20 protein-coding genes and 1 pseudogene are annotated in these 23,289 nt (G+C 70.6%); 10 read left to right on the forward strand and 11 right to left on the reverse strand.

The genetic code is table 11. The features are described from left to right. Nucleotides 1–97: 97 nt before the first annotated feature. Entirely contained in the window at nucleotides 98–2,920 is a 2,823-nt protein-coding gene (locus AWQ71_RS11705) for an aconitate hydratase (RefSeq protein ID WP_174550701.1), read from the forward strand. 153 nt (nucleotides 2,921–3,073) lie between these two features. On the opposite strand, the gene AWQ71_RS11710 is transcribed toward AWQ71_RS11705, so the two are convergent. Together AWQ71_RS11710 and AWQ71_RS11715 are read right to left on the reverse strand one after the other, a co-directional pair. Beyond that, nucleotides 3,074–3,406 carry a type II toxin-antitoxin system PemK/MazF family toxin gene (locus AWQ71_RS11710; protein ID WP_169806550.1) on the reverse strand — a complete coding sequence of 111 codons (333 nt, stop codon included), beginning with the start codon at nucleotides 3,404–3,406 and terminating at the stop codon, nucleotides 3,074–3,076. After that, a complete protein-coding gene (locus AWQ71_RS11715; RefSeq protein ID WP_067131237.1) occupies nucleotides 3,387–3,707 on the reverse strand; it encodes a hypothetical protein in 321 nt (106 codons plus the stop codon). Before AWQ71_RS11715 ends, AWQ71_RS11710 begins: the two co-directional genes overlap by 20 nt. A 187-nt stretch (nucleotides 3,708–3,894) precedes the next feature. On the opposite strand from AWQ71_RS11715, the gene AWQ71_RS11720 reads away from it, so the two are divergent. The 5 genes from AWQ71_RS11720 (at nucleotide 3,895) to AWQ71_RS11740 (ending at nucleotide 9,341) form a co-directional block, all read left to right on the forward strand. Then, entirely contained in the window at nucleotides 3,895–4,629 is a 735-nt protein-coding gene (locus AWQ71_RS11720) for a sulfite exporter TauE/SafE family protein (RefSeq protein WP_067131240.1), read from the forward strand. 197 nt (nucleotides 4,630–4,826) lie between these two features. Further along, nucleotides 4,827–5,945 carry a sugar ABC transporter substrate-binding protein gene (locus AWQ71_RS11725; protein ID WP_067131243.1) on the forward strand — a complete coding sequence of 373 codons (1,119 nt, stop codon included), beginning with the start codon at nucleotides 4,827–4,829 and terminating at the stop codon, nucleotides 5,943–5,945. Nucleotides 5,946–6,064: 119 nt separating this feature from the next. Further along, a complete protein-coding gene (locus AWQ71_RS11730; RefSeq protein ID WP_067131246.1) occupies nucleotides 6,065–6,841 on the forward strand; it encodes an ATP-binding cassette domain-containing protein in 777 nt (258 codons plus the stop codon). Beyond that, entirely contained in the window at nucleotides 6,838–8,088 is a 1,251-nt protein-coding gene (locus tag AWQ71_RS11735; protein ID WP_067131249.1) for a sugar ABC transporter permease, read from the forward strand. Before AWQ71_RS11730 ends, AWQ71_RS11735 begins: the two co-directional genes overlap by 4 nt. Before the next feature lie 53 nt (nucleotides 8,089–8,141). Beyond that, complete coding sequence (locus AWQ71_RS11740; protein ID WP_067131603.1) at nucleotides 8,142–9,341, forward strand: ROK family transcriptional regulator; 1,200 nt, start codon at nucleotides 8,142–8,144, stop codon at nucleotides 9,339–9,341. 10 nt (nucleotides 9,342–9,351) lie between these two features. Here AWQ71_RS11740 and AWQ71_RS11745 read toward each other — a convergent pair whose 3' ends face one another. After that, nucleotides 9,352–10,149: a neutral zinc metallopeptidase gene (locus AWQ71_RS11745; RefSeq protein WP_157570299.1), complete on the reverse strand. Its 798-nt coding sequence runs from the start codon at nucleotides 10,147–10,149 to the stop codon at nucleotides 9,352–9,354. A gap of 118 nt (nucleotides 10,150–10,267) precedes the next feature. Then, nucleotides 10,268–11,044, reverse strand: coding sequence for a neutral zinc metallopeptidase (locus AWQ71_RS11750; RefSeq protein WP_084258788.1), 777 nt, complete (start codon nucleotides 11,042–11,044; stop codon nucleotides 10,268–10,270). 156 nt (nucleotides 11,045–11,200) lie between these two features. Between AWQ71_RS11750 and dxs the strand changes: the two genes are divergently transcribed. Both dxs and AWQ71_RS11760 read left to right on the forward strand, forming a co-directional pair. Then, nucleotides 11,201–13,102 carry a 1-deoxy-D-xylulose-5-phosphate synthase gene (dxs, locus tag AWQ71_RS11755; protein WP_067131258.1) on the forward strand — a complete coding sequence of 634 codons (1,902 nt, stop codon included), beginning with the start codon at nucleotides 11,201–11,203 and terminating at the stop codon, nucleotides 13,100–13,102. A gap of 86 nt (nucleotides 13,103–13,188) precedes the next feature. Beyond that, nucleotides 13,189–14,610: pseudogene (locus AWQ71_RS11760) on the forward strand (amino acid permease); the annotation flags it as partial. A gap of 21 nt (nucleotides 14,611–14,631) precedes the next feature. On the opposite strand, the gene AWQ71_RS44615 reads toward AWQ71_RS11760, so the two are convergent. The 7 genes from AWQ71_RS44615 to AWQ71_RS43730 form a co-directional block, all read right to left on the reverse strand. Further along, the gene (locus tag AWQ71_RS44615; protein ID WP_369407197.1) at nucleotides 14,632–15,243 is read right to left on the reverse strand and encodes a LysE family translocator; all 612 of its coding nucleotides are present in this window, start codon (nucleotides 15,241–15,243) and stop codon (nucleotides 14,632–14,634) included. A gap of 109 nt (nucleotides 15,244–15,352) precedes the next feature. Continuing rightward, complete coding sequence (locus AWQ71_RS11765) at nucleotides 15,353–17,455, reverse strand: 3-hydroxyacyl-CoA dehydrogenase NAD-binding domain-containing protein (protein WP_067131261.1); 2,103 nt, start codon at nucleotides 17,453–17,455, stop codon at nucleotides 15,353–15,355. Further along, nucleotides 17,452–18,636, reverse strand: a complete 1,185-nt coding sequence (locus tag AWQ71_RS11770; protein WP_067131264.1) for a thiolase family protein — start codon at nucleotides 18,634–18,636, stop codon at nucleotides 17,452–17,454. The genes AWQ71_RS11765 and AWQ71_RS11770 overlap by 4 nt, the downstream gene beginning before the upstream one ends. A gap of 54 nt (nucleotides 18,637–18,690) precedes the next feature. Next, nucleotides 18,691–19,473 (reverse strand): hypothetical protein, encoded by a 783-nt coding sequence (locus AWQ71_RS11775; protein WP_067131267.1) that lies wholly within the window; start codon nucleotides 19,471–19,473, stop codon nucleotides 18,691–18,693. Nucleotides 19,474–19,566: 93 nt separating this feature from the next. Then, a complete protein-coding gene (locus tag AWQ71_RS11780; protein WP_067131270.1) occupies nucleotides 19,567–20,379 on the reverse strand; it encodes a hypothetical protein in 813 nt (270 codons plus the stop codon). Nucleotides 20,380–20,390: 11 nt separating this feature from the next. Continuing rightward, a complete protein-coding gene (locus AWQ71_RS11785) occupies nucleotides 20,391–21,293 on the reverse strand; it encodes an ABC transporter ATP-binding protein (protein ID WP_067131273.1) in 903 nt (300 codons plus the stop codon). Next, entirely contained in the window at nucleotides 21,290–21,646 is a 357-nt protein-coding gene (locus AWQ71_RS43730; RefSeq protein WP_245658225.1) for a hypothetical protein, read from the reverse strand. The genes AWQ71_RS11785 and AWQ71_RS43730 overlap by 4 nt, the downstream gene beginning before the upstream one ends. A gap of 66 nt (nucleotides 21,647–21,712) precedes the next feature. Here AWQ71_RS43730 and AWQ71_RS11795 point away from each other — a divergent pair, with 66 nt between their 5' ends. Together AWQ71_RS11795 and AWQ71_RS11800 are read left to right on the forward strand one after the other, a co-directional pair. Next, nucleotides 21,713–22,114, forward strand: a complete 402-nt coding sequence (locus AWQ71_RS11795; RefSeq protein ID WP_067131276.1) for a GntR family transcriptional regulator — start codon at nucleotides 21,713–21,715, stop codon at nucleotides 22,112–22,114. Continuing rightward, nucleotides 22,111–23,241 carry a DUF1648 domain-containing protein gene (locus tag AWQ71_RS11800; protein ID WP_067131279.1) on the forward strand — a complete coding sequence of 377 codons (1,131 nt, stop codon included), beginning with the start codon at nucleotides 22,111–22,113 and terminating at the stop codon, nucleotides 23,239–23,241. Before AWQ71_RS11795 ends, AWQ71_RS11800 begins: the two co-directional genes overlap by 4 nt. The last annotated feature ends 48 nt before the right edge of the window (nucleotides 23,242–23,289 follow it).

Raw genomic sequence — 23,289 nt, forward strand, 5'->3', positions numbered from 1 at the left:
TGATATCAAGATATCTACCGAGATATCTTGATATCGAGAGACTCCCAAGCCGGTTAGGTGAACCTAACTGTCGGATGCGATCCGAGGGTGCGGGAGGATGCGAAAGCGAACTTTGACAGCCCGGAACCTGGGGAGGCGAAACGTCGTGTCCGAAAACAGCTTCGGCAGCCGCGACACGTTGCGCGTCGGTGACGCGTCCTACGAGATCTACCGGCTGGATGCCGTCGAGGGGTCGGCGCGCCTCCCGTACAGCCTGAAGACTCTGCTGGAGAACCTGCTCCGCACCGAGGACGGCGCGAACATCACCGCCGACCACATCCGCGCCCTGGCGAACTGGGACCCGAACGCCACGCCGAGCGTCGAGATCCAGTTCACCCCGGCCCGCGTGATCATGCAGGACTTCACCGGCGTGCCCTGCGTCGTCGACCTCGCCACCATGCGCGAGGCCGTACGCGACCTCGGCGGCGACCCGGCGCGGATCAACCCGCTGGCCCCCGCCGAGATGGTCATCGACCACTCCGTCATCGTCGACTACTTCGGCGGCCCGGACTCCTTCGCCCGCAACGTCCAGCGGGAGTACGAGCGCAACCACGAGCGCTACCAGTTCCTGCGCTGGGGCCAGACCGCGTTCGACGAGTTCAAGGTGGTCCCGCCGGGCACCGGCATCGTCCACCAGGTGAACATCGAGCACCTCGCCCGCGTCGTCATGATCAGGGACGGCAAGGCCTACCCCGACACCTGCGTCGGCACCGACTCGCACACCACGATGGAGAACGGCATCGGCGTCCTGGGCTGGGGCGTCGGCGGCATCGAGGCCGAGGCCGCCATGCTCGGCCAGCCGATCTCGATGCTGATCCCGCGTGTCGTCGGCTTCAAGCTGACCGGCAAGCTCCCGGCCGGCGCCACCGCCACCGACCTCGTCCTCACGATCACCGAGATGCTGCGCAAGCACGGCGTCGTCGGCAAGTTCGTCGAGTTCTACGGCGAGGGCGTCTCCAGCGTGCCGCTCGCCAACCGCGCCACCATCGGCAACATGAGCCCCGAGTTCGGCTCCACCTGCGCGATCTTCCCGATCGACGGCCAGACGATCAACTACCTCACGCTCACCGGCCGCTCGGCCGAGCAGGTCGCCCTCGTCGAGGCGTACGCCAAGGAGCAGGGCCTCTGGCTGGACCCGTCCGCTCCGGAGCCGGTCTTCTCCGAGTACATCGAGCTGGACCTGTCCACGGTCGTCCCGTCGATCGCCGGTCCGAAGCGTCCGCAGGACCGCATCGCGCTGGCCTCGGCCAAGGAGGCCTGGCGGGCCGCCGTCCGCGACTACGTCCCGGGCGACAGCATCCAGGGACCGGCCGACGAGGCGTCCGCCGAGTCGTTCCCGGCGTCGGACTCCCCGGCGATCTCGCACGGCGGCGCGGGCGACGCCCCGCACGCCGCCCGGCTCAACGGCGGCCGTCCGAACCGGCCGACCCCGGTCACGCTGGCCGACGGCACCTCGTTCGAGGTCGACCACGGCGCCGTCGTGATCGCCGCGATCACCTCCTGCACGAACACCTCGAACCCGTACGTCATGCTCGGCGCGGCCCTGCTCGCCAAGAACGCGGTGGACAAGGGCCTGTCCCGCAAGCCGTGGGTGAAGACGTCGCTCGCGCCCGGCTCCCAGGTCGTCACCGGCTACTTCGAGCGTTCCGGCCTCCAGCCGTACCTCGACAAGCTCGGCTTCAACCTCGTCGGCTACGGCTGCACCACCTGCATCGGCAACTCCGGCCCGCTGCCGGAGGAGATCTCGGCCGCCGTGCAGAGCTCCGACCTCGCGGTGACCGCGGTGCTGTCCGGCAACCGCAACTTCGAGGGCCGGATCAACCCGGACGTCAAGATGAACTACCTGGCGTCCCCGCCGCTCGTGGTCGCCTACGCGCTGGCCGGCACGATGGACATCGACCTCAACAACGAGCCGCTCGGCGTCGGCGCCGACGGGCAGCCGGTGTTCCTCAAGGACATCTGGCCCTCGCCGGAGGAGGTCTCCGCCGTCGTGGCCGAGTCGATCGGCCAGGAGATGTTCCTGCAGGACTACGCCGACGTGTTCAAGGGCGACGAGAACTGGCAGTCCCTGCCGATCCCGACCGGCAACACCTTCGAGTGGGACCCGGCGTCGACGTATGTGCGCAAGGCGCCGTACTTCGACGGCATGCCCGCCTCGCCCGAGCCGGTGACGGACGTCCACGGCGCCCGCGTGCTCGCCCTGCTCGGCGACTCGGTGACCACGGACCACATCTCGCCGGCCGGCTCGATCAAGGCCGACTCGCCCGCCGGGCAGTACCTGCGGGAGAACGGCGTCGCGGTCAAGGACTTCAACTCGTACGGCTCCCGCCGGGGCAACCACGAGGTCATGATCCGCGGCACCTTCGCCAACATCCGGCTGAAGAACCTGCTGCTGAAGGGCGTGGAGGGCGGCTACACCCGCGACTTCACCAAGGGCGGCGAGCAGTCGTTCATCTACGACGCCTCGCAGAACTACCAGGCCGCGGGCATCCCGCTGGTGATCCTGGCCGGCAAGGAGTACGGCTCCGGCTCGTCCCGTGACTGGGCCGCCAAGGGCACCGCGCTGCTCGGCGTCCGCGCCGTCATCGCCGAGTCGTACGAGCGCATCCACCGCTCCAACCTCATCGGCATGGGCGTGCTGCCGCTGCAGTTCCCGGAGGGGCAGAGCGCGGCCTCCCTGGGCCTGACCGGCGAGGAGACCTTCGACGTCGTCGGGGTCGAGGAGCTGAACACAGGCGACACGCCCGCCACCGTGACCGTGCGCGCCGGGGACGTCGAGTTCCAGGCGGTCGTGCGGATCGACACCCCGGGCGAGGCGGACTACTACCGCCACGGCGGGATCATGCAGTACGTCCTGCGTTCGCTGCTCGCCAAGAGCTGAGCGGCCGGACGCGGAACCCGGCCGCCTTCCCGGCGGCCGGGGCGTGTCCCCAGGCCATCTCCGCCGGGCACGCACCGGGGTCGTGAACCTCGAACAGGCCGCGGAGCCGTCCGGGCAGGGACACCCTCCTTCCCCGGACGGCTCCGGTGTTTTCTAGAGCATCTCGCGAACCCACTCGGCGATCTCCGACACCACGTCAAGGGAGACGCCGCCGATCCTTGACCCGAATCGTGCGGGAGAGATCGCTCGCACCTGCTCAACCATCGCCCAACTGGACTTCGGCAGACCGGTTCCTTCCGGCTCTATCTCGACGTGCGTCTCCCAGCCCCGGAACCGCGTGGTGAGGGGCACGGCGAGCACCGGATCCCAGACGGTTCTGATAGTGCGATCGTTGCTGATCACGAGCGCGGGCCGGACGTATCCCTGTTCCCGGCCCGCAGGCTCACCGAGGTCGGCCCACCAGATGTCACCCTGCCTGATCTGCACGGCCACCCTCCGGGGGTGTGATCACGCCCTCCCACTCGGGGGCTATGCGCCCGGTCGGAGAAGGGCCACCGAGCCATAGGTCTTGCTCGGCGAGATACTCGGCCCAGCCTTCGGGGTCTTCCCGTCGGGTTCGTTCCATCTGCTCCGCGACCTTCTGCCAGCGGAGGTTCTTCTCCCGTTCTCTGATGGCGTCGTCAATCACTGCCGTCATGGACGTTCCTTCCTGTTCGGCGAGTTTCGCGATCTTGTCGCGTGTGACGAAGCTGACCCGGATCGTCGTCGTCTTGGGTTCGGTGCTCATACCGCTGAGGCTACGGCGATATCTACATAGCGGGCTACCACTCCGTCTCAAGACGATTTTAGTGACCGTCCGATTACTCTCGCAAGAGGATTCGATTACTGTCAGTGATTGTCCGGGTGTGTCACCTATGGCGGTGGAGGCACGGCGGGCAAAGCCGGGTTTCGGGCGGTGGTTAGCCTCGGCTGGCATGGATCACGATGTTCATTTCCTGCTCGTCGCGGGCCTGGCGGTCTGCGTCGGGGCGATCGTCCAGGGCGGCGTGGGTTTCGGTCTGGGGCTGGTCGCCGCGCCGCTGCTGACGCTGCTCGACCCGTCGGTCATGCCCGGGGCCGTCCAGGTGGTCAACGTCACGCTGCCGCTGTTCACGCTGGCCGCCGAGTGGCGCAGGGTGGACTGGCGCGGGCTCGGGTTCGGCGTGCTCGGCCGCCTGCCCGGCACGCTCGTGGGAGCGCTGGTGGTCGTCCACGTCAGCACCGGAACCCTGGGCGTGCTCGTCGGGGTGATGGTCGTGGTCGCGATCGGGCTCAGCGCGCGGTCGGTCAGCGTGCCGCGCAACGCGGCGACCCTGGTCGGCGCGGGCTTCTGCTCGGGGGTCACCGGCACCGCCACCGGCATCGGCGGCCCGCCGATGGCCCTGGTCTACCAGAGCGCCAAGGGGCCGCAGATCCGGGCGACCCTCGCCATGTTCTTCTTCCTGAGCGCCGCGCAATCCCTGGTCGTCCTGCGCGTGGTCGGCAAGCTGCCCGACCGGGCCGTCGTCGCCGGGCTCTCGCTGATCCCGTTCCTGATCGTGGGGTTCCTCGTCTCGCGACCGCTGCGGCGCTACCTCGACGGCGGGCGGACCCGCGCCGCCGTCCTCGCCGTGGCGGCCGTGTCGGCCGGAGCCCTCATCGTGCAGAGCCTGGCCGGCCAGGCCGGTTGACGACACATTTCTTGATTGTTACTGCGGACAACAAACGTTACATTCCTGTGTCTTTCAACAGCATCGGCCCTGGATTACGTTGTGCCAGACAACATTCACCGGTGTGGTGACCGCCGTGACCCGGCGGTGCCGTACCGGCTCGGCGCAGAGCTCGGCCACGTCCAGACCCCCAGTGTCAGAGAAAGGACCCAGGCAGTATGCGCAAGGGGATCCTCAGCATCGCCGCCGCGAGTGCGGCGCTTTCCCTCGGTCTCACCGCCTGCGGGGGCGAGAGCGGTGAAACCACCACGGCGCAGGCCGGCGACGCGCCCTCCGCGTCGGCGGCCGCGAGCGGCAAGATCGGCGTCATCCTCCCCGACAGCAAGTCCTCGGCCCGATGGGAGACCGCCGACCGCAAGTACCTCGAAGAGGCGTTCAAGGCCGCGGGTGTCGCCTACGACATCCAGAACGCGCAGGGGGACAAGAACTCGTTCCAGACCATCGCCGAGCAGATGATCACCGGGGGTGTGACCGTCCTGGCGATCGTCAACCTGGACAGCGGCACCGGCAAGGCCGTCCTCGACAAGGCGAAGTCGCAGGGTGTGGCCACCATCGACTACGACCGCCTCACGCTGGGAGGCAACGCCGACTACTACGTGAGCTTCGACAACACCGCCGTCGGCAAGCTCCAGGGCGAGGGCCTGGCCAAGTGCCTCACCGACAAGAAGGCCGACAAGCCGATCGTCGCCGAGCTGAACGGCTCGCCCACCGACAACAACGCCACCCTGTTCAAAGAGGGCTACGACAGCGTGCTCAAGCCCAAGTACGACGCCGGCGAGTACGTCAAGGGCCCCGACCAGTCGGTGCCCGAGTGGGACAACACCCAGGCCGGAACCATCTTCGAGCAGATGCTGACCAGCACGCCCAAGATCGCCGGCGTCCTCGCGGCCAACGACGGCCTCGGCAACGCCGCCATCTCCGTGCTGAAGAAGAACAAGCTCAACGGCAAGGTGCCGGTCACCGGCCAGGACGCCACCGTCCAGGGCCTGCAGAACATCCTCGTCGGCGACCAGTGCATGACGGTCTACAAGGCCGTCAAGCAGGAGGCGGACGCCACCGCGGGGCTCGCGATCGCCCTCGCCCAGGGCCAGAAGCCGCCCGCGAACGGCAGCGTCAAGGACACCGAGACCGGCAAGGACGTCGCCGCGGTCCTGCTCTCCCCGAAGGCCATCTACTTCGACAGCGTCAAGGACGTCGTGGCCGACGGATACGTCAGCAAGGACGAGCTGTGCACCGGCGACTTCGCCGACAAGTGCGCCGAAGCCGGAATCAGCTAACCCCCGTCCCGGCCGCGTACGGCTCGCGCTCCGTCGGCCGGGCGCGGGACACGCCGTGTGGCGCGTCCCGCGCCCGGCCCGCGAGCGGTGCCGGCCCCCGAACAACGGAGTAGTCCATCGTGTCCCAGGCACCTGTCCTGGACCTGCGCGGGATCCACAAGAGCTTCGGTCCCGTGCAGGTCCTTCACGACGTCGCCTTCTCGGTGTATCCCGGCGAGGTGACCGCGCTCGTCGGCGACAACGGGGCGGGCAAGTCCACGCTGGTGAAGTGCATCGGCGGCATCTATCCGATCGACTCCGGCGAGTACTTCTTCGAGGGCGAGAAGGTCCAGGTCGGCGGGCCCAGGGACGCGGCCGCCCTGGGGGTGGAGATCGTCTACCAGGACCTCGCGCTGTGCGACAACCTCGACATCGTGCAGAACATGTTCCTCGGACGGGAACGCAGGAGCGGCCTGATCCTGGACGAGGCCACGATGGAGGAGTTGGCGGCCAGGACCCTGGACGGCCTCGCGGTCCGTACGGTGACGTCGCTCCGCCAGCGGGTCTCCAGCCTCTCGGGAGGTCAGCGGCAGACCGTCGCGATCGCCAAGGCCGTCCTGTGGAACAGCAAGGTCGTCATCCTCGACGAGCCGACCGCCGCCCTCGGCGTCGCCCAGACGGCGCAGGTCCTCGACCTGGTGCGCCGTCTCGCCGACCGTGGGCTCGCCGTGGTGCTCATCTCGCACAACATGAACGACGTGTTCGCCGTGTCCGACCGGGTCGCGGCGCTCTACCTCGGCCGGATGGCCGCCCAGGTGAAGACCTCCGAGGTCACGCACTCCCAGGTCGTGGAGCTCATCACGGCCGGACGCAGCGGCGAGCTCGGCCTGCAGAACGGCAACGGAGCTACGTCATGACGACCACCATGGTTCCGGAGAAGGGCGCCGCCGGCGCTCCGGCCATCGCCCCGCACGTCCGCGGCTACGTGGAGCGTGTCCGGGGCGGGGACCTCGGCGCGCTGCCGGCGGTGACCGGGCTGGTCGTGCTCTGCGCGGTCTTCTCCGTCCTGCGCCCGGCGTTCTTGTCGCCCATCAACTTCGCCAACCTGTTCACCCAGGGCGCGGCGGTCGCGATCATCGCGATGGGCCTGATCTTCGTGCTGCTGCTCGGCGAGATCGACCTGTCGGCGGGCTTCGCCAGCGGCGTCTGCGCGGCGGTCCTCGGGGTGCTGCTCACCAACGAGGGCTGGCCCTGGTACGCGGCCGTGCTCGCCGCGATGGCGACCGGCGCCGCCATCGGCCTGGTGCTCGGCACGCTGGTCGCCAAGCTCGGCATCCCCTCCTTCGTGGTCACGCTGGCCGCGTTCCTGGCCTTCCAGGGCGTCGTCCTGCTGCTGCTCAAGGAGGGCACCAACATCTCGATCCGGGACCAGACGATCCTGGCGATCGCCAACAAGAACATGCCGCCCGTGCTCGGGTGGGTGTGCGTGGCGGCCGGCGTGCTGGCCTACGCGGCGCTTCAGATCATGCAGGCCCGCAGGCGGACGGCGCGGGGACTGTCCGCCGTCCCGACGTCGCTGATCGCCTTCCGGGTGGGCACGCTCGCGGTGATCTCGGGCGTCGCCGTCTTCCTGCTCAACCTGGAGCGCAGCCGCAACGCGGCCATCGTCTCGCTCAAGGGCGTGCCCATCGTGGTGCCGGTGATCGTCGTCCTGCTCGTCGTGCTGACGTTCGTGCTGCAGCGCACCGCGTACGGCCGGCACATCTATGCGGTGGGCGGCAACGCGGAGGCGGCGCGCCGCGCCGGTATCAACGTGGACCGCATCCGCATCTCGGCGTTCGTCATCTGCTCGTTCATGGCGTCGGCCGGCGGCGTCATCGCGGCCTCCCGGGCCAACTCGGTCGACCCGAACACGGGCGGCAGCAACGTGCTGCTGTTCGCCGTGGGTGCCGCGGTGATCGGCGGCACCAGCCTCTTCGGCGGCAAGGGCCGGGCGCTGGACGCCCTCCTGGGCGGCGCCGTGGTGGCGGTGATCGAGAACGGCATGGGCCTGATGGGCTACACCTCGGGCGTCAAATACGCGGTCACCGGCTGTGTGCTGCTGCTCGCCGCGGGTGTGGACGCCCTGTCCCGTAAGAGGGCGGCGGCCACCGGCAGGAGATGACCCCGCTAAGGTGGTCCCCGAACCATGAATCCCCGACGAAGCCCGGACGGATGATGCGCGCAGGTCCCTCACAGGAGGAGATCCGCAGGCACAACCTGGGCACCCTGCTCCGCCACGTGCACCTGAGCGGGCCGACGTCCCGGGCCGAGTTGGCGGGCCGCATGGGGTTGAACCGCAGCACCATCATGGCGCTCACCGCCGACCTGACGACGGCGGGGCTGGTGCGCGAGGAGCTGCCGCGGGAGACCGGGCGGGCCGGGCGGCCCTCACTGGTCGTGCGGCCCGAGTCCGCCCGGGTCTACGTGCTCGCCTTCGACGTGGGCGTCGACCGGCTGGTCGCCGCCCGGGTCGGCCTCGGCGGGGTGATCCTCGACCGCCGCGAGACGGTGCGGCCGCGCGAAGGCTTCGAGATGCCGGAGGTCGCCGCCGCGCTGGCGGGTTTCGCGCGGCAGATGCACCGCAAGACCCGCCCGGACACGGTCTGCGTCGGCGCCGCGGCGGCGGTCTGCGGCTCGGTCGGCCGGACGGACGGCGTCGTCAGGTTCGGTCCCAACATCGGGTTCAAGGACGCGCCGTTCGGCGAGGAGCTGTCGAAGAGGCTGGCTCTGGGTCTGCCGGTCACCGTCGGCAACGACGGCAACGTGGGCGCGATCGCCGAGCAGTCGCGCGGTGTCGGTCTCGGCTGCCGGGACCTGATCTATCTGCACGGCGACGTGGGCATCGGCGGCGGCATCATGGTGAACGGCCAGCTCCTCGGGGGCCTGGCCGGCTACGGCGGCGAGGTCGGCCACATGGTCGTCAACCCGGGCGGACGCCCCTGCGCCTGCGGCTCCCGCGGCTGCCTGGAGGCCGAGGTCGGGGAAGGCGCGCTCATGGAGCTGGCCGGCCACAGCACCGAGGTCACCGGCCGGGCGGCGGTGCGCGCGGTCGTCGACGCGGCCGGCCGGGGCGACGTGCGGGCGCAGGACGCGCTGCACCGGGTCGGCGACTGGCTCGGTCTCGGCGTGGCCAACCTGGTCAACATCTTCAACCCGGAGATGGTCATCTTCGGGGGCGTGCTGAGGGAGCTCTATCTCGGCGCGGCCGCCCAGGTCAGGAGCCGGATCAACACCTCGACGCTGGTCGCGTCGCGGGAGGACCTGCGGCTGCGCATCTCGGCGTTCAGCGACGACGCGACGGTAGTGGGGGCCGCCGAGCTGGCTTTCGCCCAGGTGCTCGCCGACCCCCTTGAGGTCCTTTCACGCCTCGCTTGAGGCCGCGGGGTCAGGCCACCCGTGCGTTCGGCGCCACCCAGGTGTTGCAGGCGCCGGGGGAGGCGGAGTTGAAGCCGCGCTCCAGCCACCAGGCCTGGTTGCGGCCCTTGCCGTGCGCCTTGTCCGTGGCGTTCTTGGCAGCCCAGTCCACCACGTAGTCGTACTCGCGCTGGTCCACGGGCAGGTAGTCCTCCGCGGCGCGGAGGAAGACGCCGGCGAAGCACTCCGCCTGCTGCTCCAGGCGGCTGCTCATCAGGTTCCGGGCGGTGGCGTTCCGCGTCCGGTTGTAGTTGCTCCAGTAGGCGCCGATGATCCCGCTGCGCTGCTGCACGTGGTGGCCGTACTCGTGCGCCATGGTCTTGGCCAGGACGAGCGCGAACGGGTCCTTGATCTGCGACTTGAGCAGGCGGACGTAGATCGTCCGGGAGTCAGGGCAGTAGTGCGCGGGGGACCAGCTCGTGAGCGTGCCGCACGGCGACTTCGTGCCGCTGGTCATGATCACGAGGCGGGGCCGGCTGAACCCCATGCCGACGGCCTTGAACTGCCGGGACCACAGGATGTCGTTGCACTTCGCGACGTACTGCAGGTAGCGCTTGATCGAGGCGGCGCTGCCCTTGCGCGGTTCCGTGGGGGAGCAGGCCACCTGCTTCGCCATGCCGGAGCGGTAGAGCTTGTTTCTGGTCTGGGCCGTGGGCGCCGAACTCGCGCTCTTGGCCGTATCGGTCGTGGCCGAGGCAGGCGCCGCCGTGCCGGTGACGATGAGACCGGCGAGCAGTCCTGGGACCACTGCGATGAGGGGGATTCGCATGGTCACGTGAGCTTATTGCACCAGACTGCCACTTCATGACCATCATCACGATTTGTTCGACGTTTTGTGACACGACCGGTACGGCCGGCCAGGGCGGTCGGCCGTACGTCGCCCCAGATCAGGCGACCTTCGACGCGGGCGCGGAGAAGGTGTTGCACACGGCCGGCGCGTTGCCGTTCCAGCCGCGCTTGAGCCAGTAGCGGATGTTCTTGGCCTTGCCGTGCAGCACGTCGCCGAGCGTGCGCTCCAGCAGGTCGTCCCAGTCGAACTGGTCGCGGCCCAGCGAGTGCCACACGCTGCCGATGAAGGCGCCGGAGAAGCACGCTGCCTGCAGCTCGATGCGCCGGCTCCAGGCGTAGCTCGTGGCCTTGCTCGCTTTGCGCGTCGCCCGGTCCGCGGCGGCGAGGATGCCGGCCCGGTCCTGGACGTAGTGTCCGTACTCGTGCGCGATCACCGCGAACAGCTCGAACTCGGACGGGTCCTTGAGCTGGTGCTTGTCGATGAGGATCCACATCGTCTTGTCCACCTGGCAGTACATGCCGGCCGCGTAGCCCGCCGGGTACCGGCCGCAGCCCGTACGCGCGGCCCCGGTGATGAATCGCACCTTGGGCTTGTTGAACGGCAGCTTCGCCTGCCCGAACTCCTCGCCCCAGGAGAGGTTGAGGCAGTCCATCAGGTGGTCGAGATAGATCTTGTACGAGTCGATGTCGTCGGGCTGGCGGTTCAGCTCCTTGCACTCGGTGAAGTCGAACTCGCCCGTCGCATAGATCGGGTTCTTGGTCAGCGCGGTCTTGCCGGTGGGTACAGGTCGTGCAGAACCGGAGGCGACGGCCGTGCCGGAAAGGAGAAGGCTTACGATCAGCCCCATGAGCAGCGCGATAAAGGATTTCCGCATGGAGTCAGGAGCGTAGGGGAAAGGTCAAGTTCCGGTAAAGCGGAAATATGTCGATTCTGCTTGAAATACTGTGACGCTTCAGTGCCACCCAGGGAAGCGTCACGATGTTCTCGAACTAGACTCAGCCTGTTCGACGGCGAGCGGGAAGGATGTTTCGTGGGGATTCTGGACACGGTGAAGGGTCCACAGGACGTCAAGCGCATAGACGCCGGCGACCTGCCGCGGCTCGCCGAGGAGATCCGCGAACTGCTGGTCTCGTCCTGTGCCAAGACGGGCGGCCACCTCGGCCCCAACCTCGGCGTCGTCGAGCTCACCATCGCCCTGCATCGGGTCTTCGAGTCGCCGCGCGACCCCATCCTCTTCGACACCGGACATCAGGCGTACGTGCACAAGATGCTCACCGGCCGGGCCGGCGACTTCGGCACGCTGCGCCAGGAGGGCGGCCTGTCGGGATATCCGAGCCAGGCCGAGTCCGAGCACGACCTGATCGAGAACTCGCACGCCTCCACCGCCCTGTCCTACGCCGACGGCCTCGCCAAGGCGTTCACGGTGCGCCGCGAGACCGGCCGCACGGCCGTCGCGGTCATCGGCGACGGCGCGCTGACCGGCGGCATGGCGTGGGAGGCGCTCAACAACATCGCGGGCCGCAAGGACCTCCCGCTGATCATCGTGGTCAACGACAACGGCCGGTCGTACTCCCCGACCATCGGCGGTCTCTCCAACCACCTGGCGTCGCTGCGGATGACGCAGAAGTACGAGGACGCGCTGGGGTTCGTCAAGGAGAACCTGGCCAAGGTCCCGGTGGTGGGCGCGCCCTTCTACGACGCCCTGCACGGCATGAAGAAGGGCATCAAGGACATCCTCGCGCCGCAGGTGATGTTCGAAGACCTCGGCCTCAAGTACGTCGGCCCGATCGACGGCCACGACCTGGAGGCGCTGGAGGCCGCCCTGCGCAGGGCCAAGGGCTTCGGCGGGCCGGTCATCGTCCACGTCCTCACCCGCAAGGGCCAGGGCTACTCGCCCGCGGAGAACCACGACGAGGACAACTTCCACAGTCCAGGCGCGTTCGACCCTGTCACGGGCGAGGAGCGTCCCAAGCCGCACAGCTGGACGAACGTGTTCAGCGAGGAGATCGTCCGGCTCGGCGCCGAGCGCCCGGACATCGTCGCGATCACCGCGGCGATGCTGTACCCGGTCGGGCTCGCCCCCTTCGCCGAGGCCTACCCCGACCGCATCTACGACGTCGGCATCGCCGAGCAGCACGCCCTCACCTCCGCCGCCGGGCTGGCGCTGGGCGGGCTGCGCCCCGTGGTCGCGCTCTACGCCACCTTCCTCAACCGGGCCTTCGACCAGCTCCTGATGGACGTCGCCCTGCACCGGCTGCCCGTCGTGGTCACGCTGGACCGGTCGGGCGTCACGGGCGACGACGGCGCCAGCCACAACGGCATGTGGGACCTGTCGATCCTCCAGGTCATCCCCGGCCTGTCGCTGGCCGCGCCCCGCGACGCCGTACGGCTGCGCGAGCTGCTCCGAGAGGCGGTCGCGATCGAGGGCGGCCCGTCCGTGGTCCGCTACCCCAAGGGCGCGGTCGCCGCCGACATCGCGCCCATCGGCAAGATCGGCGCGATGGACGTGCTGCGCTCCGGAGAGCCCGACGTGCTCCTGGTGGCGGTCGGCTCGATGGCCGAGACGTGCCTGGACGCGGCGGCTCTGCTGGACGCCCAGGGCATCTCCGCCACCGTGGTGGACCCGCGCTGGGTCAAGCCGCTCGATGAGGCGCTGGTCCCGCTCGCCGCCGAGCACAAGCTCGTGGTGGTCGTCGAGGACAACGGCCGGGTCGGCGGCGTGGGCGACGCGGTCGCCCGGATGCTGCGCGACGCCGACGTGGACGTGCCGGTGCGCACCTATGGCATCCCGCAGCGCTTCCTCGACCACGCGAAGCGGCCGAAGATCCTCGCCGAGATCGGCCTCACCGGGCAGGACCTCGCCCGGGAGATCACCGAGGCGGTGGCGCGGCGCTCGCCCGCACTCGAGGACGACCCGGCCGGCCAGGTCTGACACCCCCTCCCGGAAACGCGCGTGAACCGCGCGTTTCCGGGAACCTTGCAGGTCATCGCCAGTTGGGGGGCCTGCGTATGAGCCGGATGGCCATTTTTCGGACAAAGTCGGTCGAGCAATCGCTCCAAGACACCCAACTTGGGCACCGGCTCGTCCGCACCCTGAACGCCCTCGATCTCACCGTTTTCGGGGTCGGTGTCATCATCGGCACCGGCATCTTCGTGTTGACCGGCGTCGCGGCCAAGACCACCGCGGGCCCCGCCGTCGCGGTCTCCTTCGTCGTCGCGGCGATCGCCTGCGGTCTGGCCGCCCTCTGCTACGCCGAGTTCGCCGCCACCGTACCGGTCGCCGGCTCCGCCTACACCTTCGCGTACGCGACGATCGGCGAGTTCCCCGCCTGGATCATCGGCTGGGACCTGACGCTCGAACTCACCCTCGCCGCCGCCGTGGTCGCCTCCGGCTGGTCGGGCTACTTCACCTCGCTGCTGCGGAGCGTCGGCGTCAACCTGCCCCCCTCCATCGCGGGGGACACCGCCGTGGTGAACGTCCCCGCCGCGGCCATCGTGCTGTTGCTCACCGCCATCCTGATCGCGGGCATCAAAACGTCCGCCCGGTTCAACGCCGTCATGGTGACGATCAAGATCAGCGTCGTGCTGCTCGTCATCGTGGCCGGCCTGTTCTTTCTCAAGGCGGAGAACTACCAGCCGTTCATCCCCCCGTCCCAGGAGATCGCGACCAGGGGAGGGCTCGCCGCGCCGCTCATCCAGGTGCTGTTCGGGGTGCCGCCGGTCGCGTTCGGCGTCTTCGGCGTCTTCACCGCCGCCGCGCTGGTCTTCTTCGCCTACATCGGATTCGACGTGGTCGCCACCGCCGCCGAGGAGACCCGCGACCCGCAGCGCAACCTGCCGATCGGCATCCTCGCCTCCCTGGGGATCTGCACGTTCCTGTACGTCGCGGTCTCCCTGGTGGTCGTCGGCATGCAGCCGTACACGGAGCTGAGCGAGTCGGCGCCGCTCGCCGACGCGTTCCTCTCGGTCGGGCAGGCGTGGCTGGCCACGGTGATCAGCCTCGGGGGCATCGCCGGGCTCACCACCGTGGTGATGATCCTCATGCTCGGCCAGAGCCGGGTCCTGTTCGCCATGTGCCGCGACAGCCTGCTGCCGCACGGGCTCGCCCGCGTCCACCAGCGGTTCCACACGCCGTACGTGATCACGGTGATCATCGGGGTGGCCACCGCGACGCTCGCCGCGCTGATCCCGCTGGCCGCGATCGCCCAGCTGGTCAACATAGGGACGCTCTTCGCGTTCGTGGTCGTGTCCATCGGGGTGGTCATCCTGCGGCGGACGCGGCCCGACCTGCCCCGGGGGTTCCGCGCGCCGTGGGTCCCGGTGCTGCCGATCCTTTCCGTGCTGGCCTGCCTGTACCTGATGCTCAACCTGCCGGTGGAGACCTGGCTGCGGTTCGTCGTGTGGATGGCCGCCGGGATCATCGTCTACTTCGCGTACGGCGCCCGCCACAGCAGGGCGCGGCTAGCCGGCGACGCCCCGGATGAGCAGCAGCAGCCCGGTGACGGTCAGCAGCAGGGCGCTCCCTGCGAGCAGGACGCGATAGCCGCGCACCCCGAGGCGGTGCCGTCCCGCGCCGATCAGCGCCGCCAGCGCCGCCTTGGAACCGACCAGCAGCAGGTAGAAGCCGCCGGTGAACGCCAGCGAGGAGGCCGGGGAGCGGTCCCAGGCGGTGGCGAAGATCGGAGCGCCGACGGCGATCCAGAAGAGCCACGGGTGTGGGTTGAGCATGTTGACCGTGACGCCGCGCAGCAGCTCCCGGACGGAGGAGGGCGCGACGACGCCGGGCTCGGGCGGCAGGGCGGTACGGGCCTCACGGGCCGAGGAGACCCCCAGGTAGACGACGTAGAGGCCGCCCACGACGGACAGCGCGCGCAGGAACGCCCCGGGCAGCGCGCCGACGGCGGTGACCGAGAGCAGCACGGCGGGCAGGTCGGAGAGGAGGGGAACGCAGGCCAGCCCGAGCCCGGCCCGGAAGCCGCCCCGCAGGCTCGCCGTGATCACCAGGCCGAGCAGCGCCCCCGGCGTGACCCCGGCGCCCAGCCCGAGGCTCAGCCCCAATAACAACTCCCGCACCCGGAACCTCCCGCTTCGAAGGCTATCGAGCGGCCGTCCGCGCGCGGGAGTCCCCCGGAGCCGCCGATCCGCGGCTCCGGGGGACCAGGTGTACTTCTCGGCCGGTTTCCTAGGCCGGTACGGACGCCACGCCAGGGGCGAGGAATCGGGACCCGGTCACCGCCTCCGAGACGCCCGCACGGTCCAGGTACGGCGTGATGCCGCCGGTGTGGAACGGCCATCCGGCGCCGAGGATCATGCACAGGTCGATGTCCTGGGCCGCCGCGACGACGCCCTCGTCGAGCATCAGGCGGACCTCCTGGGCCAGCGCCTTCAGCGCGCGCAGCCGCACCTCCTCGCCGGTGGACGGTGACGAGCCGCCCTCGAAGAAGGCCCGCGCCTCCGGGTCGATCTGGAGGTCGGCGCCGTACACGCCGGGCTTGCCCGCGGCGACCAGCGCGGCCAGGTTGGCCGACACGCCGAACCGGTCCGGGAAGGCGGTGTGCATGGTCTCCGCGACGTGCAGCGCCACGGCCGGGCCGACGAGCTGGAGCAGCGTGAACGGCGTCATGGGCAGGCCGAGGCCGTCCAGCGCGTGGTCGGCGACCTCCAGTGGCGTGCCCTCGTCCACGGCCGCGATGACCTCGCCCATGAACCGGGTCAGCAGCCGGTTCACCACGAACGCGGGCGCGTCCTTGACGAGCACGGACGACTTCTTCAGCGTCTTGGCGACCGAGAAGGCCGTGGCCAGCGTGGCGTCGTCGGTGGCGTCGCCCCGGACGATCTCCAGGAGCGGCATCACCGCCACCGGGTTGAAGAAGTGGAAGCCCACCACCCGCTCCGGACGCCGAAGGCCGGAGGCCATCGCGGTGATCGAGAGCGAGGAGGTGTTGGTGGCCAGCACGCACTCGTCCGAGACGACCGCCTCGACCTCGGCCAGCACCTTGCGCTTCACGTCCAGGTCCTCGAAGACCGCCTCGATCACGAAGTCGGCGTCCGCGAACGCGTCCTTGGAGAGCGACCCGGTCACCAGGGCCTTGATCCGGCCGGCCTGGTCGGCGGAGACGCGGCCCTTGGCGCGCAGCTTGTCCACCTCGGCGTGGACGTAGCCCACGCCCTTGTCCAGGCGGGCCTGGTCGAGGTCGGTCAGCACGACCGGCACCTCCAGCCGCCGCGCGAACAGCAGCGCGAGCTGCGAGGCCATCAGCCCGGCGCCCACCACGCCGACCTTGGTGACCTTGCGGGCCAGCGCCTTGTCCGGCGCGCCGGCCGGCTTCTTCGCCCGGCGCTGCACCAGGTCGAACGCGTACAGCCCGGCGCGCAGCTCGTCGCTCATCAGCCGGTCGGCGAGCGCCTCGTCCTCGGCGGCGAAGCCCTCGTCCCTGGAGGCGGTCTTCGCCAGCGCGATCAGGTCGAGCGCGCGGTAGGGCGCGGGGGAGGCGCCCCGCAGCTTCATGTCCACCAGGAAGCGCGCGTCGGCGACCGCCTTGTCCCAGTCCCCCTCGTACGGCGCGCGGGTCACGGTCTCCTCACCGCGCAGCACCCGGGCCGCCCAGCGCAGCGACTCCTCCAGGAAGTCGGCCGGCTCGAACATCGCGTCGGCGACGCCCAGCTCGTACGCGTCCCGCCCCTTGATCATGCGGTTCTGCGAGAGCGGGTTCTCGATGATCAGCTTGATCGCCTTCTCCGGGCCGATCAGCCGGGGCAGGAGCTGCGTGCCGCCCCAGCCGGGCACCAGGCCGAGGAAGCACTCCGGCAGCGCGATGGCCGGCACCCCGGACGACACCGTCCGGTACGCGCAGTGCAGCGCGATCTCCAGCCCGCCGCCCATGGCCGCGCCGTTCACGAACGCGAACGTCGGCACGCCCAGCTCGCCGAGACGGCGGAAGACGTGGTGGCCGAGGGCGCCGATGGCGGCGGCCTCCTCGCGCGTCGCCACCGTGGCGGCGCCCTTGAGGTCGGCGCCGACGGCGAAGATGAACGGCTTCCCGGTGAGGCCGACCGCCGCCACGTCGCCGCGCGCCTCGATCGCGTCCAGGGCGTCGTTCAGCGAGAGCAACCCCTGGGGCCCGAACGTGTTGGGCTTGGTGTGGTCGTGCCCGTTGTCCAAGGTGATCAGGGCCATGGTGCCCGCGCCGTACGGCAGGTCCACGTCGCGGACCAGGGCCCGGGTGACGACCTCGCCGGTCTCCTTGCCCGCGAGCAGGCTCTTGTACGTCTCGATGTCGCTCATGCGAGGTTCTCCCAGATGACCGTGCCGCCCATGCCCATGCCCACGCACATGGTGGTGATGCCGTACCGGACGTCCGGCCGCTCGGCGAACTCACGGGCGAGCTGGATCATGAGTCGTACTCCGGAGGAGGCGAGGGGGTGGCCGAAGGCGATCGCGCCGCCGTACGGGTTCACCCGGGGGTCGTCGTCGGCGATGCCGAAGTGCTCGAGGAACGCGAGCACCTGCACGGCGAACGCCTCGTTGATCTCGAAGAGGCCGATGTCGTCGATGGACAGCCCGGCCAGGCGCAGCGCCCGCTCGGTCGAGGGGATCGGGCCGATGCCCATGACCTCGGGGTCCACGCCCGCGAACGCGTAGGAGACCAGCCGCATCCGCGCGGGCAGCCCCAGCTCTTCGGCGATCTCCTGGGCGGCGACCAGGCACCCGGTCGCGCCGTCGTTGATGCCGGAGGCGTTCCCGGCGGTGACCCGGCCGTGCGGCCGGAACGGCGTCTTCAGGCCGCCCAGCGCCTCCAAGGTCGTCCCGGGGCGCGGGGCCTCGTCGGCGGTGGCCAGGCCCCAGCCCTCGGCCGCCTTGCGCGCCGCCATCGGGACCAGGTCCGGCTGGATCTTGCCGTCGGCGTACGCCTTGGCCGCCTTCTCCTGGGACGCCACGGCGAACGCGTCGGCCCGCCCCTTGGTGATGGACGGGTAGCGGTCGTGGAGGTTCTCCGCCGTCATCCCCATGATCAGGGCGGAGCCGTCGACGAGCCGCTCGGACAGGAATCTGGGGTTGGGGTCGACGCCCTCGCCCATGGGGTGGCGGCCCATGTGCTCGACGCCGCCGGCGATGGCGACGTCGTACGCGCCGAAGGAGATGCCGCCCGCCACCGTGGTGACGGCGGTCATCGCGCCGGCGCACATCCGGTCGATGGCGTAGCCGGGCACCGACTTGGGCAGACCGGCCAGCACGGCGGCCGAGCGGCCGATGGTCAGGCCCTGGTCGCCGATCTGGGTGGTGGCCGCGATCGCGACCTCGTCCACCCGCTCGGGCGGGAGGCCGGGATTGCGGCGCATGAGCTCGCGGATGACGCGGACAACCATGTCGTCGGCACGCGTCTCGGCGTACAGGCCCTTGGGGCCCGACCTGCCGAAAGGCGTGCGCACGCCGTCGACGAAGACGACTTCACGGGACGCAGGCACGAGGTTGGCTCCTACTGATCGGTAGCTTCTCGGACCAATGCTACTTATCGGTAACTACCCGTGGGAGCGGGGTGCCCGGCTCGGCGTGCCGCGCACGGCCACGACACAGGCCGCCAGCGCCACCGCGGCCAGCGCGAGCACCGTCAGTGTGTCCGGGGTCCACAGGTGCGCGCGGGCGCCGATCAGGGCGAGGAGCGGCAGGAGCGCCGCCGCCCCCGGCAGCCGCCGCGGCAGCGGCCGGGACGCCCCGGGGACGTCGTCCCACGGGTCGGACGGCGGCCGCCGCCGCGCCGCCGCCATGATCACATCCCTGCCCCACCACAGCAGGAACGCCATGCCGCTCATGTAACAGGTCATCGCCAGCGTCTCGGCGACGTCCGCCAGCCGGTCGGCCGCGCCGTACAGGCCGGCGTCGGTGAACAGGCGGGGCACGGTGAGGCCGAGCAGCACCAGCACCGCCCAGCAGACCGCGACCGACAGCCGCGCGAGCAGGCGCCGGATGTGAGGGCGGCTCCTGGTGGCGAAGACCTCGCGCTCGCCGACCCGCGCCTCCTGCTCCCGCAGGCCCCACAGCACCTGGCTGGCGGTCATGGCGGGCAGTGTCGCGGCGAAGACCACGAGCGCCGCCACCGCGTACGGCGCGGCTGCCTGGCCGGTCTCGGTCCGCTCCGCCAGGAGCTGGACGGTCACGAGGAGGGTGGTGGAGATCCCGAGAACGAGGAGCGCGGCGCGCCGCGCTCCGGTCGCCCGCTCGCGCAGGTAGGCGAGCCGTACGGCTCCGGGGGACGCGGGCATCCCGTCGGGGGCGGGACGACGCCGCGGTGTGAGGGCGGACATCTCGTAATCATGCCGTTACCGCACGCGATCGGGGGCCAAAACGCGGATATCTCCCGGAGATCCGGCGCCGTCCGTGGCCGCCTTCGTACGGGCTCAGGTGATGTCGCGCCGCAGGGGGACGACGACGGCGATCACGGCGGCGACCACCGCGTACCCGAGGAGCACGGTGGCGCCCAGCGGGGCGGACAGCAGCGAGGCCGCGCCCCCGCCCGTCTGCTCGGCCAGCGCGTCGGCCAGGAAGGTGAACCCCGTGAGCGCCGCCGTCGCGCCGCCGGGCAGGTAGGGATAGAGCTCCTTGACGCCGGGGACGAGCAGCAGGGCCGTCTCGATCATGTAGAAATAGGCGCCCAGAATCGCGGCCGCGGCCACCTGGTTGGGGATCAGGGCGCCGACCGCCACGCCGACCAGGGTGTAGACGGCCATCGTCACCGCGATCCTGGAGAGCAGGGCCAGCACGGTGGCCGTCGGCAGGCCGAGCGCGACACCCTTGACCGCCGCCGCCCCGAAGAGGGCCGCCCCGGCCACGGTGACGGCGATCAGCCCGTAGGCGAGCCCGGCGATCGCGTACGCCGCGAGCTTGGCGGCCAGCATGGTCCATCGCCGGGGCGCGAACAGCGCCGTCGTGGTGATCGTCCGGTGGCGGTACTCCGAGGCCACGGCGGTCGTGCCGAGCAGGGCGGGGATGAACGCGCACAGGCCGAGCAGGCCGAGCACCGCGCGCACGCCCGGCGCCGTATCCAGCCCGGGAGCCGGCGGATCGAAGTTCTCCGGGCCGACGAGGGCGAGCAGGCCGACGAAGCCGCCGCTGCCGAGCGCGGCGAGCGACCCCCACATGGAAAGCCGGGTGGCCGCCAGGCGGCGTGATTCCGCTGAAACGAGGGCACGCGGCGAGATTGACGCTGTCATGAAATATCCCCCTAGTGGTGTCCGGTGAGGTGGAGGAAGGCCTGTTCGAGCGTGGGCCGCTCGGGAGTGATCTCGTGTAGCGGAATGGCGTGCGCGGCGGCGGCCGACGCGATGTCGGCGGTCGTCAGGCCGTGGATCCGCACCGTGTCCGGCCCGAGGTCTGTCACGTGGACCGCGCCGCCGTGGGCGGCCAGGAGGACATCGGTCAGCGACCCGGCCCGCGGTGAGCGGACCCGCACGGCGGCCTCGCCGTACAGGTCGGCGACCGCGCCGGCCGCGACCAGCCGCCCGCGGTCGATCACCACGACCTGCTCGGCCGACTGCTCCACCTCGCTGAGGACGTGGCTGGAGATCAGAACCGTGCGGCCCTCGGCGGCGAGCCGGCGCAGGAAGCCGCGCAGCCACGCGACGCCCTCGGGGTCCAGCCCGTTGCCGGGCTCGTCCAGCAGCAGCACGTGGGGATCGCCGAGCAGTGCCGTCGCCAGGTGCAGCCGCCGCCGCATCCCGGTGGACAGGGCCCGGGTCCTCCGCCCGGCGAACGGCGTCACCCCCGTCAGGTCCATGACCTCGTCCACCCGTGACCGGGCGAAGCCGCCCAGGCGGGCGTACACGCCGAGATGGTCGCGGGCGGTGTGGTCGGGGTGGAACCCCGACGTGTCCAGCACGGCTCCGACCGTCGCGGCCGGACGGGGCAGCTCCGTGTAGCGCAGGCCGCCGATGGTGGCGCGGCCGGAGGTGGGCGTGACCAGGCCGAGCAGCATCCGCATGGTGGTCGTCTTGCCCGCCCCGTTCGGGCCGAGGAAGGCGGTCACCGTGCCCGGGGAGACGGTGAAGCCGAGGTCGCTGACCGCCGCCACGGACCCGAAGACCTTGGTCAGGCCGTGCACCTCGATGTCCCAGGATCCCGTGTTCACGCGCTGGCCCCCATGACCTGCGCCTGGAGCCCGGGCGCGTCCGGAACGCTGAGGACCAGCTCGTCGACGTTCTCGATACTGCCGGTCAGGACGATGCGCACACCGGCAAGGCCGCGGCGGGCGCAGACCAGCCGCCGGACGCCGCCCCGGCCGGTCCATGTGCCGACCTTGAGGAACCCGCTGACGAGCAGGCCCGCGTGCGTCCCGGTGGCGACGGCCTGCGGGTTCGCCTCGAGACGCACCTCGCGGATCGCCTCCAGCGGCACTCTCATCTCGGCTCGCCGTACGAACGGCCGTGTCCATGGCGCGAAGGTCGCCACCAGCATTCCGTCGCGGATCTCTGTCTGGATCACGTCGCCCCCTTCTGTCGCACCAGGTGTATCTGTTCTATAAGTTGTATAGCAGCTATACTCCTGAATGTGAACTTGACGCTGGATCTCGACAGCGAGGTCCCGATCTACCAGCAGATCAGGGACCGGATCGTGGAGGCGGTCGCCCGCGGAGAGGCGGTGGAGGGCGACCCGCTGCCGTCCACGCGCCAGCTCGCCTCCGACTTCGGGATCAACTTCCACACGGTGAACAAGGCCTACGACCTGCTGCGGCAGGAGGGGGTCATCCGGGTCAACCGCAAGAGCGGCGCGGTGATCCGGCGCGACCCGAGCTCCGGGCCGCCCGAGCCCGGGTTCGCCGGCGACTGGGAGAACAGGATGCGCGTTCTGCTCGCGGAGGCCACCGTCCACGGACTCGACCGCGAGGACGTCGTACGGCGGTGCGCGGCGATGCTGTCGGGATTCCGGGCCGAGGAAAGGGCAACACCATGACACCGTTGATCGCCGCCGACCTGACCGCCGTCGCGCTGGTCACCGGCTTGATGCTGGCCCTGCCCGCGATGACCGCGCCGACGACGCCGTTCGGCGTGCGCGTGTCCCACGCCCGGGCCGCCGACCCGGCCGTGATCGCCCAGCGGCGCGTCTACGCCAGGCTGGCGGCGGCCGCCGGCGTGTGCGCCGCGGTCGTCTCCGTGCCGCTCCTGGCGACGGGAGGGAGCGCGACCGTCGTCGGTGCGACCGCGACCGCCCTGATCGTGGCGGACCTGCTGCTCTACTGGCGCTCCGCGCGCCGGCTGCGCGCGGCCAAGGTGGCCGGAGCGTGGCGGGACGAGCAGCGCCAGGGCGTCACCGTCGACACCAGCTTCCGTACCGATCCGGTGCGGCTGCCCTGGTCCTGGGCGCTCCCGGCGGCGGTGATCCTCCTCCTCACCGCGGGCCTCGGCTGGTGGCGGTACGGCGACCTGCCCGCCGCGTTGCCGCGCTTCACCGGCTACGGCGTCGACGCCACCGGGCGGGAACCCGTCACCGTCTGGACCGCGTTCGCCCCGGTGCTGTACCAGCTCGTGATCACGCTGCTGTTCGTCGCCCTGACGCTGCTTCTGCTGCGCGCCCGCCCCGACCTCGACGCCGCCCGCCCCGTCGGCTCGGCCCGCAGATACCGCGTGTACCTCCGCGGTGTCGCCCGCCTCTCGCTGCTCGGCGCGACCTGCCTGAACCTCGGTCTGCTCGTCTCGGCGCTCCAGCTCTGGGCGGTCGTCGAACCCTCGGCGTTCTGGACCGTGGTCGTGTACCTGCCTCCGGCCGCCCCGGTGGTCGCCTGGCTGGTGTGGGAGAGCCGCGTCGGTCACGCGGGGCATCGCCTGCCGGCTCTCCCCGGGGAGGAGGACGAGGATTCCGGCGTCACCCAGCGCGACGACGACCGGCACTGGTTCCTGGCCGGAACGGTCTACATGAACCGCCGCGACCCGGCGATCCTGCTCCACGCCCGGATCGGGGCGTCCTGGACGCTCAACCTCGGGCATCCCGTCACGTGGGTTCTGCTCGCCGCCCTGGCCGCGGCAGGACTGCTTGCCGCCTTCGGCGTCATCGACCTGCCCCAGCGGCAGAACATCTTCTGACGAGCGCCGGCGCCGGGCGCCGCCGGTGGTCCGGCGGGCGCCCCGCGC

This window comes from Microtetraspora malaysiensis, from assembly GCF_001528665.1.
Taxonomy (GTDB): Bacteria; Actinomycetota; Actinomycetes; order Streptosporangiales; family Streptosporangiaceae; genus Microtetraspora_A; species Microtetraspora_A malaysiensis.